The 11,427-nt window shown below is 45.6% G+C and carries 13 protein-coding genes; 4 read left to right on the forward strand and 9 right to left on the reverse strand.

Annotated features, from left to right (window positions below; translation table 11 throughout):
- Positions 1-67: 67 nt before the first annotated feature.
- Both RIM23_RS25340 and RIM23_RS25345 read right to left on the reverse strand, forming a co-directional pair.
- Entirely contained in the window at positions 68-406 is a 339-nt protein-coding gene (locus RIM23_RS25340; protein WP_446358530.1) for an element excision factor XisI family protein, read from the reverse strand.
- Positions 394-477 (reverse strand): element excision factor XisH family protein, encoded by an 84-nt coding sequence (locus RIM23_RS25345; protein ID WP_446370527.1) that lies wholly within the window; start codon positions 475-477, stop codon positions 394-396. Before RIM23_RS25345 ends, RIM23_RS25340 begins: the two co-directional genes overlap by 13 nt.
- Here RIM23_RS25345 and RIM23_RS25350 point away from each other — a divergent pair.
- Entirely contained in the window at positions 467-619 is a 153-nt protein-coding gene (locus RIM23_RS25350; protein ID WP_446370471.1) for a hypothetical protein, read from the forward strand. The genes RIM23_RS25345 and RIM23_RS25350 overlap by 11 nt on opposite strands.
- Positions 620-778: 159 nt before the next feature.
- On the opposite strand, the gene RIM23_RS25355 is transcribed toward RIM23_RS25350, so the two are convergent.
- The 5 genes from RIM23_RS25355 to RIM23_RS25375 form a co-directional block, all read right to left on the reverse strand.
- Positions 779-1,891: a tetratricopeptide repeat protein gene (locus tag RIM23_RS25355; protein ID WP_446370529.1), complete on the reverse strand. Its 1,113-nt coding sequence runs from the start codon at positions 1,889-1,891 to the stop codon at positions 779-781.
- A gap of 90 nt (positions 1,892-1,981) precedes the next feature.
- Complete coding sequence (locus tag RIM23_RS25360) at positions 1,982-2,881, reverse strand: RsmE family RNA methyltransferase (protein WP_446370473.1); 900 nt, start codon at positions 2,879-2,881, stop codon at positions 1,982-1,984.
- Between the two features lie 370 nt (positions 2,882-3,251).
- Positions 3,252-4,010 (reverse strand): PEP-CTERM sorting domain-containing protein, encoded by a 759-nt coding sequence (locus RIM23_RS25365; protein WP_446370475.1) that lies wholly within the window; start codon positions 4,008-4,010, stop codon positions 3,252-3,254.
- Positions 4,011-5,184: 1,174 nt separating this feature from the next.
- Positions 5,185-6,294 carry a tetratricopeptide repeat protein gene (locus tag RIM23_RS25370; RefSeq protein ID WP_446370477.1) on the reverse strand — a complete coding sequence of 370 codons (1,110 nt, stop codon included), beginning with the start codon at positions 6,292-6,294 and terminating at the stop codon, positions 5,185-5,187.
- A 261-nt stretch (positions 6,295-6,555) separates the two neighbouring features.
- Positions 6,556-6,705 (reverse strand): hypothetical protein, encoded by a 150-nt coding sequence (locus RIM23_RS25375; RefSeq protein ID WP_446370479.1) that lies wholly within the window; start codon positions 6,703-6,705, stop codon positions 6,556-6,558.
- A 207-nt stretch (positions 6,706-6,912) separates the two neighbouring features.
- On the opposite strand from RIM23_RS25375, the gene RIM23_RS25380 reads away from it, so the two are divergent.
- Positions 6,913-8,301 (forward strand): carotenoid oxygenase family protein, encoded by a 1,389-nt coding sequence (locus RIM23_RS25380; RefSeq protein ID WP_446370481.1) that lies wholly within the window; start codon positions 6,913-6,915, stop codon positions 8,299-8,301.
- 399 nt (positions 8,302-8,700) lie between these two features.
- On the opposite strand, the gene RIM23_RS25385 is transcribed toward RIM23_RS25380, so the two are convergent.
- Both RIM23_RS25385 and RIM23_RS25390 read right to left on the reverse strand, forming a co-directional pair.
- On the reverse strand, positions 8,701-9,453 hold the full coding sequence (locus RIM23_RS25385; protein ID WP_446370483.1) for a hypothetical protein: 753 nt from the start codon (positions 9,451-9,453) through the stop codon (positions 8,701-8,703).
- A gap of 95 nt (positions 9,454-9,548) precedes the next feature.
- On the reverse strand, positions 9,549-9,710 hold the full coding sequence (locus RIM23_RS25390; protein WP_446370485.1) for a hypothetical protein: 162 nt from the start codon (positions 9,708-9,710) through the stop codon (positions 9,549-9,551).
- Between the two features lie 109 nt (positions 9,711-9,819).
- Between RIM23_RS25390 and RIM23_RS25395 the strand changes: the two genes are divergently transcribed.
- Together RIM23_RS25395 and RIM23_RS25400 are read left to right on the forward strand one after the other, a co-directional pair.
- On the forward strand, positions 9,820-10,161 hold the full coding sequence (locus tag RIM23_RS25395; RefSeq protein WP_446370487.1) for a hypothetical protein: 342 nt from the start codon (positions 9,820-9,822) through the stop codon (positions 10,159-10,161).
- Positions 10,162-10,588: 427 nt separating this feature from the next.
- Entirely contained in the window at positions 10,589-11,251 is a 663-nt protein-coding gene (locus RIM23_RS25400; RefSeq protein WP_446370489.1) for an HAD-IA family hydrolase, read from the forward strand.
- The last annotated feature ends 176 nt before the right edge of the window (positions 11,252-11,427 follow it).

An 11,427-nucleotide genomic window follows, 5' to 3' on the forward strand; every position in this document is an offset into this window, starting at 1 on the left:
AAATTGGAAATCCTTAAAAAGAAAGGTTTATACGAAGATTATGAGAGCTTATGGGGGGAACTTCAGGTTACCCTGGGGCAAAATCTGTATATTTTCGTACATTAGGTGCATGATAAGCCAAGACAATCTCTTGCTTCGGCACTCCTTTTTTAACTAACTGATCAGCGATCGCGTCTTCCGTTCCATCATGTTGCACCCAAATTTTGCCATCAATAATATCAACATGGATGGCACAGCCGTAGATTCGAGTGTTGTTATTTTTCCAGCCTAAATTGACAAGCTGATAGTGATCGCCTTCTCGATCGAAAACGGTTTGACTTTTGATCGGATCATTGGCAGAACGCAACTTCGCCCTTGCCCTCAGCAAATCCTGAATTAGTTGACGATACCAATCTAATTTATCCATTGAGCGATTGTCCAGCCCTCATGCTCAAGGGCAGTTCTAACAAGCTGATGAAAGGCATCTTTGGCAGGCATTGCAAACCATTGTCAGTTAGTAGTGGCGTGGCACACCTTATTTGATGAATTACAATTATATCCAGAAACCGTAGGGGCGCATGGCGTGCGCCCGATTCAATGGTCACATCTATCCCACAATTTTAGCTGTGTCAGTCAGTAGAATTTGTTCGGCAAAGCCACAATTCACTATCTTAGCCCTCGCTGGTGCGTTACCCTGTCTTTGATGGGGCGTAGACTGAGGTAAGTGCGATCGCATGTTTTCTGTGAGGAAGTGCGATCGCTCTTTTATCACTAGACTTGCTGTATAAACCGGAAACCTTTAGTCATTTTTCAGAAAAACCAGTCCACTGTATAGCTCAAAGGCAGAATCCCAGAGGCTTTCTTGACGGCGAAACAGGTCAATGTGAGCAGGTAAACGAGTCAGCATTTCTCGGTAATCGAGAGCAGTTTCGGCAAAGCTAGTGAAATCTGACCAAACTGGGGTTTGAGGAAGTTGGCGGTTGAGAAAATCCCGTAGGTTATTCCAGTTGATTCTATTGGTTGTATGGCTTAGGGAAGATGTGGATTTTCCCTGGATTGGGTGGCTCTTTTGCTGGAGGGATAGCTCAATTCCCTGTTGAAACTGATAATCGCGATCGCACAAACGCAGGATAGTTTTTCTTGTCGGTAAATGCAAGTCGCAAAACTGGGCGTAGTCTTGGGTTTGAGTCTTACGCTGTAATTTACCACGAGCGTCGAGATCCACGACTTGTTCAAAAATAGGCAAGCGTCCCTCCACCAGTTGACTCACTTGGGACCACTGGAAGGGGAGAGAACCCAGTTGACCTTGATCATTTTCGCAGACAACTGTAGCTTCCTCAGAACTGACTTGGGAAAAATAATGGACGCTGAACACATTAAGGGATTGAATCTGTGCCAGAATTGCCCAAAAACAGGGAACTGAACCCTGCTGTAGGGATGACGCATAAAATTTTAATTCGCCAATGGGTCCAACTCTATACAACCGCCAGCCGCGTGTAGGGAGTTGCAGGCGTGCTGTGTAGGGATCAATTTGCATGATCTTCGCCAAAGTTTGGGCGGCGGTGGGTTTGGCTTGGGGTTCAATGGGTTCGAGGATTAAAATGCCAAATTGGGTATTTTGGGGGTCAGCCGTGGCTTGGGCTAAAGCTTGGCGACGTTTTTCCTGTTCCCTGGCTTCTAAACGCCCAAGTCCCTGACGCGCTTGGGTCATAACTTTGGGATGCGTGGTATTTTTGAGTAAGTTGCGGTAGGCGGTTTCTGCGGCGTCTAGCTTACCTGTGGCTTCATGTAAGCGTCCGATATAGAGTCGCACCCAAGGGTTATTGGGTTCTTCCTTGGCTAACTGTTTGAGTAACCGAGCCGCTGTGCGGTAGTCTTTTTGTTTAAAGGCATCAGTAACTTGGTCAAGCATAATCGTCGAGAGCAGGGGGAGCTTGTCTTGACGTTTCGGTGGAACGTCTGGAAACAAGGGGAGCAAAACTCAATACTATCTAATCCTTTTTTACCGGCTATTTACCTGTTGTACCTCTAAACTAGCGGCAATTAAAGAGAGAGCCATGAGCGGGGCGGTAACAGCACGTAAAATCCGGTGTCCTAGTGAAACGGGTTGAAATCCAGCAACGATGGCTTGTTCGATTTCTGCGGGAGTCCAGCCGCCTTCGGGTCCTGTCGCAATGGCGATAACAGGAAGTTTTGACCCTTCACCGTGTTCGAGGGCGTGGTTTTGACCCTTCACTGGGTTCGAGGGCACCTGGTTTTGAAGGTAGGGATGGGTTTCACTACTATCGTTTGTTGTCACCCTGATGTTACTCAACCCGCCCTCATCTCCCTTTTCTGGTTTAGAGTTGAAAACTTCTGAGTTGGGTAAGCAATTTAACAGATGAGGAACGTTACCTCGTGCGACACAAATATAACAGTGAGTGGTGGAGTGGATAGCTTGTTCAATGGCTGAGGTAAAATCCAGGGGATCAAGAATCCTAGGTACAATCTGACGTTCTGATTGTTCCGCGGCTTCTTGGGCGATACGCCGCCAGCGTTCCAGTTTGCGGGGACTGGGGTTGAGAATCGTGCGATCGCTCTTAATGGGCATGATACAGGTTACACCGAGTTCGGTTGCACCGGAGATGATATCCTCAAATCCACTCCCCTTTGGCATCGCTGCCATTAAGGTAATAGTACAGGGTAATTCGGTTTGGATAGGAATAGATTCAATAATGATAGCTGCACTCAAGTTAGCCGCTAACTCGCTCAACCACCAGTTTCCCTGTCCATCCATCGCAATAAAGCGATCGCCTTTACTCAGTCGCAAGACTCGCACCAGGTAATGCTGTTGGCTGTCGGTGAGGAGAATGTGTTGGTTTTGTCGTTGCGTGGGTGAGATGACTAATCGTTGCAGGTTCATTGTTAATTGGTCATGGTTCATTGTTCATAGTAGAGTGGTTAAATGAATTTTTTATCAATGGATAATTAATAATTGATAATTGACAATTGATTAATTGGGTCTAAGACCTCTTCGTAAACGAAGAGGTCAAGACTTCTAGATCCTACCAATGGAAAAATATTAACTCTAGACTGAACCTTCCCCAGCTTCCCCAGCTAAGAGACGTAGCATGAGGAGTCTCTACATTGCTCCCAGACGTAGCATGAGGAGTCTCTACAAACCTTTTAGCGCTTAAGTTGACACCAATGACATCGGTGCGCCCTAAAAAAAGGGGTCAGAAGTATGGCTCAACTTCTAACCCCCGTCAACCAGCCAATTAACAATTGAATAGTTAGCAAGACTTGCGGCGACGCGATGCGGCGAAGGAACCACCTATCAAGGCTAAACCTACTAGCGTACCTGGTTCAGGAACCGAAACTTCGCCATCATCACCAGGATCACTGTTAGAAATAGTGCTAACTAGTAACTTGTCAGAAGCGCCACTAAACCCTGGTCCATCGACTGCTTGGAAGCGAGCGACAGCGCGGAATTCTTGACCATTAAATAAATTTGCAAACCCTTGTTCAACCGCTTGTGCATTAGAGGTTGTATTCAGGAAAAAGCTGACTTGTGCAGACTCACCTGAATTGAGTCCGGCGGCTGTTTGTCCACCACCAAACGTTCCTGAGCCAGTAACGCGAATGCCAATGTCAAAGACATTTTTACCCCCAGCACCATTAATTTCAGCATCTGCGAAAAGCCGGGTAAAGGGACTGCTCAGACTATTGTAAGTGTAGGATGAAATAAAATCGGGTAAATCGAATCCAAATGCTACAAATTCCGAGTCAGTCGCTCCTAGCCCAAATGAAGTAGCCAGTTGATTTGTGGTATTGAGTAACGTTAAATCAAGTTGAACACCATCTGCTACATCAACGAAATTAAAATCTACCTGAGCCGAAGCGCCTGTAGCTGGAGTATTGGTTGAAGTACTGGTGCTATCAAAGTTAATGGTTAAGGCTTGTGCGGCGTTGGCTGAAACCAAAGAGGAAGCGAGAGCAATGCTTGTAGCGAGTAAGCTGGAACCCAGTAAACGAGAGGTGAAAGTTGTCATATTCTTGTGCTTGGCTTGTAGGATTAGAAAACTTATGAGACTTTTTTAGAATGGCAGAAGAATCAGCACCCTCTTCTTATTTACTACGTTACTGAATGTTTTAGTAGGTTGTCTAGAAAAAGTATCTAAGTTTACAGAAATTTCAGCAAAATGCCTTGATTTATGAAGTCCTGATAAACGGGAGGAATGAAGACATCCTATCTCTCCTCAGCTAATCCTTTCAGACTGTAAAAATACCTACGCTTAACTAGACACGGCAATTCAAGCCAAGTATCAATATGTGAAACGCTATATAATTCACAACAACGAAAAAAAGGGGTTAGAAGTATCATTTAACTTCCCACCCCAATCAGCCAACCGATTCATACTCAATATTTAGCAAGACTGCCGATAACGTGCGGCTGTGGCGGCGATAGAACCAACTATCAAAGCAAAACTTATTAGCATAGTTGGTTGGGACGCAGAACCATCATCATGATCCAGACTATGCTCAGGAATATGAGGCATTGTACTAATAAGTATTCTTCTATTTGCTTCGTTGACTTGAACAACAGCGTCAGTAGTAAGCGTATGTGTTGATGTGCTGGTGTTATCCAAGGAAATAACTGAGGCTTGTACCGCGTTAGTTGAAACAAAACAGGATATGAGTGTAAAACTGGTAGCAAGTAAGCTGTGACTTAGGAGATGTAAAGGCAGTTGTTTCATGTTCAATAGAGGGGTGATAGGATTATAAAACTCAGGGTACTCGGGTTGAATAACTAAAAAATTAGTAATCCCTTATATTTTTATAATTTACTGAATCTGTGATTGCCTTGTCTATAGGAATTGAATGATTTCACAGAATATTCAGCAAATATTGTAGATTTGTAAAATCTGAATAAATATGAATTTAAATTGAATATATGTTAAAACATGATGAATTAAAAGGTTAGGCAGAGTAAAATAAAGAGCAATCAGCAAGAGCATTCCCCTGCTCCCACCAATGAAGGCTTTGCGCCCCTACGGTTTCCGGGCGTAAGCGTCATTCATCTTGCTTAGGTGTGCCACGCTACTAAAATTTGCTTGACCCTTGAATGGTGCAAGATGTGAGTGACATTCTAGTGAACGAGTCGGTTGGGTTGACGCAGGAAGCTTAACAGAATGAAAGGCTCGCATACCCGACTACGAACCCAGTTTAACGCCGCGCTTTCTTTAAATCCTGTAGCAAAGATTCAGCTTGCTTGACGCCATCGCGATTATCCTGACGACGGAAGAGATCACGGGCTTTTTCCACAGAAGTAATCGCTTCAGCAATGCGCTCCCGTCCTTTTAAGGCTAATCCTAAATTGTAATGGGCTTGGGCGTCTTGGGGGGCAATTTCAATTAAGCGCCGATAGGCAACAATAGCTTCTAAGTAATTTTCCTCAGTGAGTAAAATCTCACCAATAGCGGCTTGAGCTTCAACTAAATCCGATTGCACAGCCACAGCTCGTTGAAAGGCTTTCAATGCACCGGCGAAATTTTCTTGAGCTTGGAGAATTTTGCCAATTTGCAGATAAACTTGACTATTATTGGGTTCTAATTTTGCCGCTCGGTCAAAAACCTTCAGTGCGGTGTCGATATCGCCCTGACTTATCCAAGCCATTCCCAATGTAAGCTGAATATTACTATCCAGAGGCGCTAAGGTTTCGGCTTGTTGGAGTGCCTGAATCGCCTCTTGGGGACGCCCCTGCTGGAGAAAAACCCTACCCAGCAACTGGTGAGCTTGAGCATTCTTGGGTTGAAGACTGATGACTTGGCGGTAAACTTGGATAGCTCCGTCATAATCTTTTTGACGCAGGAGGACAACCCCCAATCCCCAATAGGAATTAATATGGTTGCTTTCCAGTCTCAGTGCTTGACGATACGCCTGTTCGGCTCCCGCATTCTCTCCGGCATTGGCTAAGCTGTAGCCGAGAGCATACTGAAATTCTGCATTATTGGGTTCAAGGGCAATTGCCTGTTGATAGGCTCTCGCCGCTTCTCGGAAGTTCCCCTGACGCGCCTGGAGATAACCGATTCCGGAGAAAATCCTGGCATTGTCTTGATCTAGATTAGCCGCTTGTTGATAGGTTGCGATCGCCTGAGGATAATTCCCTGCATCCACCAAGTCTCGCGCTTGGCGGAGTAATTCGCGCAGCCGCTGTTGTTCCGGCTGTAGCTGGCTAACTAGCTGGGGTTGACTCGCTTGAGCTACAGGCGTTAAGGTTATCGTCACGCCGGTGAGGAATAGGCTACTCACCAGAAATAGAGTCGGCTTGGACACAGCTAATCTTCTCGTCGCTATTGAGTGTAATGGTTTTGGTTTACGCCAACCAGAGCTAGACATCAGGACATCCTCAAGGGGCAAGTGGTAGGGTTGCGGTGCCAGTTTTAAGAGCAGAAGTTTTGAACAAAGAGGATTGTAACAGAGAAAACCCCTAACTTTAACCCAATTAAGCTCGCGAGTAACGTCCAATCAGTTCCCCATTTGCCAGAATATGACCACTCATCGCGGCTTGAAGCTGCGCTTTGGTTGCACCTGCGTCTAATCCCAATGTGCGATTAAAGCAAGGCTCTCGGTTCCTATGGGGGGTGCATCCCAGTGGAGTTCGGGAGAAATCTCCTCTCCATCACAGGTGTACTGGGAAGGAATCATCCCGTTGGCGCTAAAGGCTTGACTTTCCAGGTTCATCATATTTGTATTTGATCAGGTTTGCGATTCTGTGGACGTGGAATTGCTCTTTGCCGAACTGCATTTGATGATATTACCTTAGTCGTACTGAAGCAAAAGGTTGAGGATTAGCGTGCTTCAGCAGCCGTCTTGACTCTCTCTCGGCAAGACACAATGGAGGATAGTGGGAATTTTTTCCGAAAATTTTAGGTAACAACTTCAGTGAACAGGATGAATACAACAGCCGTCAATCCGTTTTTGGAGGGGAATTTTGCCCCAGTGCAGGACGAAATCACGGAGGATGAACTAACTGTCATTGGTGAACTTCCTCCCAACTTATCCGGGATGTTTGTCCGCAATGGTCCGAATCCTCAGTTTCCTCCTATCGGTCAATATCACTGGTTTGATGGCGATGGGATGTTACATGGGGTGCACATTAGTAATGGTAAAGCATCTTACCGCGATCGCTATGTCCGGACTCCAGGGTTTGAGAAAGAGCGAGAAGCGGGTCATGCTATCTGGACAGGGTTAATGGAACCTCCCAAGGATGAGGACTCCCCACCCTCGTTTAAAAATGTTGCGAATACGTCTGTTATCTGGCACGCTGGTCATTTTCTGGCGCTGTGGGAAGGTGGGGAACCCTACGCGATTAAGCTTCCGGAGTTAGAGACGATTGGTGCTTATACGTTTGAGGACAAGTTAGCGTCTCCATTTACGGCGCATCCCAAAATTGATCCAGTCACGGGCGAAATGATGTTTTTTGGCTACTCACCCATGCAGCCACCGTTCTTAACATACAGCATTGTATCGGCATCAGGTGAACTGTTGCGTACTGTGCCAATTGACTTGCCAGAACCGGTAATGATGCATGATTTTGCCATTACCCAAGATTACACTTTGTTTATGGATCTGCCGATGGTGTTTAACCCCCAGGGAGAACCAATGCTTCAGTTTAAACCTGAACGTCCCAGTCGGTTTGGTATTGTTCCCCGTCATGGTGATAATAGCAGTATCCGTTGGTTTGAGAGTCCGTCCTGCTTTGTTTTCCATACCCTGAATGCCTATCAGGAAGGGGATGAGGTGGTGCTGATTGCCTGTCGCATGAATTCGACGACGGTGTTAACCTCTGAAGAGGCTACGCCTGAAGCTGACTCAGATAAGCCTCGGCTGTATCAGTGGCGGTTTAATCTTCGCACAGGCAAAGTGCAAGAAGAGCCATTGGATGAGCGCATCTCGGATTTCCCCCGCATCAATGAACAGCGAATCGGACGCAAAATGCGCTATGGTTACACGGCAAAGATGGCAGATAATCCGATGCCGTTGTTTGAAGGCGTGATTAAATACGACTTTAGTAATGGCACATCCCAAGTTCACAACTATGGGGCAAAACGTTATGGCGGTGAGGCGGTATTTGCGCCACGTCCGAATGGAACAGCTGAAGATGATGGCTGGCTAATCACGTTTGTCCATGATGAGAATTCAGACACCTCTGAACTGGTGGTGTTGAATGCTCAAGACTTGACGGCTGAACCGATAGCGCGGGTTTTGATGCCTCAACGTGTTCCTTATGGGTTTCATGGGACTTGGGTTACTCAAGCACAGTTGACCGATTCGATGTAGTTTGAGGATTTCCGCACTGTTTAAGAATCAGGGGACAATTGAGTCCCTTTTTTTTGTTGAGCAATCCTATTTTTATAAGGAATCATAACTTTTTAGTGTCATAAATTCATAGGGAGCATATTAGATTTGCTTACTGATATAGCAATCGCCATAGCGGTTAGGACGCATCTTATGGTAGAGACGCGCTTTTGAAGCGTCTCTACAACAGTTCGTTTGTCCTAATCGATGTGTCTACTGCTATATATTGAGGTAGGTTGGGTCGAGGTACGAGACCCCACAAAAGCTAGCTTTCGTCTGTTGGGTTTCACTTCGTTCAACCCAACCTACCAAAGTTATAATCGAGTCCGCGCAGGCAGACGCAAGGCAAGTGTAGCTGTGACTTCCTCCTCGCCAATATCTCTATTTGTTTCTGGGACAAACGCTACGGCTTTCGCCAATCTCTAGATCAACACAACCGGCATAGTCCATTGCTGGGGTATTGGCAGGTTTAAACACTAATAGTGCTGTCGTCCCCGATGCATCTCCATGCTTGATTAATAAGTCCCCCTCTAAGAACCTCACATAATTAATCGTGTCCAAAGAATAGGTAGAAAATTCATCCGGTAAGGGTTTAGAACCTGGCACCTGAACTCGATAAATGGCGTAAGCACCCGGTTGGGGAGCGATAATGAAAACGGCACTAAAACTTGTTGCAGCAAAATAATCGAGAACTACCCCAACAGCAATGTTGCCAGTTTTTGGATCAACGCTAATGCTATCTCTGATAAAACGTTGACCATTCATGACTTTTTCAACCTGATTGTAGGTTTCACGATCGACGCTATCCATCAGCCGCACGTTTAGCTGATTAACATTAATGCTATAGGTTTCTCCCTGCCATTCCCATTGCAGTTGGGTGCCATCAGAAACAATTTCAACGGATTCAGCAATAGCTGATGCGTTTAGGTTCGCTGGTGGTGAACCTTGGGTAATTTTAATAGATTCAGCTATAAATCGGGTGGAATTTGATCGATTTTTTAGCTTTTTTTGCTCTATGTTTTCTGCCTCTATTTGTCCGAAGCTAGGAGGGGATTTAACTATAAAACTGGTGTAGCTAATCAGGGTTGTAAATACTAAAAGAGTATACTGAGCTACCTTTGATTTGGTTGGCATTCTAGAATTAATCGTTAACTTTTTCAGAATATCTGGACGCTTTTCAACTCAACTTGTTCCATGGGATATCCGCGTCCAAAAATTCAGCGCCTGTATTATGGCATAAGGAAAATGACGATCTGTGTATACAGCGCTTTGCGCTGTAATAAAGTACAGTAAATAAAAGTCCCCCTTTTTAAGGGGGATGCGAGGGGGATCGACAATGTACCGCATAGCAGAGCAAACTGCTGTATTGCCAGACTGTAGAGACGTGCCATGGCGCGTCTGGATTATAGCTGGACAGATACTATAACTCTAGGATGAGGTAGAACAGAAGTACAAGCCTTATACTAGGCTCAATAGTTTTACTAAGCTAAAGAGATAGGTATGGATTTGCAAAACATTCAAGAAAAAGGAAAAAATGTAGTGAATCAAGTCACTCATACGCTGGAAGAAAAAGGACAACAGGTTAAAGAACAGGTAGTTAATGCTACTCAAGATAAAGCATCAGAGTTGTCTGAGGAGGCGATAACGGCGGCTGTTGATCGCGCTGTCAATGTGATGCAAATTGCTAGCAAGCGGGTTATTGAAAAAGATATTCCTACGGAAAATGTATCCTTAGAAGTTAGTGTGAATGTGATCGGGTTAGGTAAACTGAAAATGAAAGCAGATGTGCCAAAAGCTGGAGAATTCCAAAACCTTGATGTGGATGTTACAGAAAAAGGGTAAGCAGGGGGTTAAGCTGAAATCTGTTCTAATTTATATTTAGTAGGTTTCCCTGCACTCGCCAAGAACTCAAGTTCTTGGCTTATAGCTTAAGTCGGTTTAAACCGACTGAAACTTTTATGCCACTTTATTCTCCTTTGCCAATGAGCAGTATATTACTGATTTAAGACTTAGCCTTTCGCCGCCGGAATTGTCATCTATCTGAAGAGTACCATTCTCAAGCCCTACGGTGTTTCTCTAGTTCTCCAAGGCGTTGCGTGTCTCCTAAAATCTCAGGACTTACGCAAAGACGCTAGGTGGGAGTTACACAAAACGCTTTCTGTACAAGGCTTTCAGGAATTTGAATTCCTCCTGCGATCGCATGCTCTGCACTGGACTGGTTTACCGCGTAGCCCGGTATTCTCGTATAATCTAAATTTATCAACCCTAAATGAACACAAAAGGCACTGTAGTATTCGACATCATCGGCACCTGCTTCAGTTTGGACAAGCCCCGCCAGAGATTGGTAGAACTAGGTGCTCCCCCTTATGCTCTCCAACTCTGGTTTGCCCAAACCTTACGGGATGCCTTCGCCCTCTCCCATGCAGGTGGCTACCGACGGCTCAAGGAAGTACTAGAGGCAGAACTGCCCCGGACGCTCAAGGTGCTGGGAATTGAGGCAGATAACGAGCAGCGATCGCACGTAGTAAACGCCTTCTCTGAACTGGAGCCGCAGCCAGAAGCTTTAGAAGCTTTTCGCATTCTAACAACAGCAGGCTGGAAGCTAGTCGCCCTCACCAACGGTAGTGAGGATTCCACACATAAGCTGCTAGAACGAGCCAATGCTCTTGAGTACTTTGCCAGCATCTTCTCCTGTGATGCTATCGAGAAGACGAAGCCGCACCCGGATGTCTACGCTTTGGCGAAACAGGATGTCGAGGGGGATATCTGGATGATTGCTGCTCATGGCTGGGATATTGCAGGTGCTGCCTGTGCTGGTTTGCGAACTGCTTTCATTACTCAACAGGAGAAGGACTATCTCGGTGTTTACCCGCAACCAGAGGTAATCGCTAGTGATTTGGTCGAAGCAGCGAACCAGATTTTGGAGGGATGACACGCACGTTAAGGTGATTAATGTTGGCTCTTGCCACGAATTTATTTATAAGACTTTCCCCTTCAACTGGTGCTTATCGAGAGTGCCATTGGGCTATTGTGGGTACGGATAAAGTATGTGTTGGGTTTCCTTCGTCAACCCAACCTACAAGATTTGCGATCACACTTCAACGACTA

The organism is Coleofasciculus sp. G3-WIS-01 (assembly GCF_040223135.1).
GTDB lineage: Bacteria > Cyanobacteriota > Cyanobacteriia > Cyanobacteriales > Coleofasciculaceae > Coleofasciculus.

Bases quoted from the DNA above. Each gene is read 5' to 3' on its own strand.
- RIM23_RS25365 (WP_446370475.1), bottom strand. From the start codon at position 4,010: ATGACAACTTTCACCTCTCGTTTACTGGGTTCCAGCTTACTCGCTACA.
- RIM23_RS25385 (WP_446370483.1), bottom strand. From the start codon at position 9,453: ATGCCAACCAAATCAAAGGTAGCTCAGTATACTCTTTTAGTATTTACA.
- RIM23_RS25355 (WP_446370529.1), bottom strand. From the start codon at position 1,891: ATGCTTGACCAAGTTACTGATGCCTTTAAACAAAAAGACTACCGCACA.
- RIM23_RS25375 (WP_446370479.1), bottom strand. From the start codon at position 6,705: ATGATGAACCTGGAAAGTCAAGCCTTTAGCGCCAACGGGATGATTCCT.
- RIM23_RS25380 (WP_446370481.1), top strand. From the start codon at position 6,913: ATGAATACAACAGCCGTCAATCCGTTTTTGGAGGGGAATTTTGCCCCA.
- RIM23_RS25360 (WP_446370473.1), bottom strand. From the start codon at position 2,881: ATGAACCTGCAACGATTAGTCATCTCACCCACGCAACGACAAAACCAA.
- RIM23_RS25395 (WP_446370487.1), top strand. From the start codon at position 9,820: ATGGATTTGCAAAACATTCAAGAAAAAGGAAAAAATGTAGTGAATCAA.
- RIM23_RS25345 (WP_446370527.1), bottom strand. From the start codon at position 477: ATGCCTGCCAAAGATGCCTTTCATCAGCTTGTTAGAACTGCCCTTGAG.
- RIM23_RS25340 (WP_446358530.1), bottom strand. From the start codon at position 406: ATGGATAAATTAGATTGGTATCGTCAACTAATTCAGGATTTGCTGAGG.
- RIM23_RS25400 (WP_446370489.1), top strand. From the start codon at position 10,589: ATGAACACAAAAGGCACTGTAGTATTCGACATCATCGGCACCTGCTTC.
- RIM23_RS25390 (WP_446370485.1), bottom strand. From the start codon at position 9,710: ATGGCACGTCTCTACAGTCTGGCAATACAGCAGTTTGCTCTGCTATGC.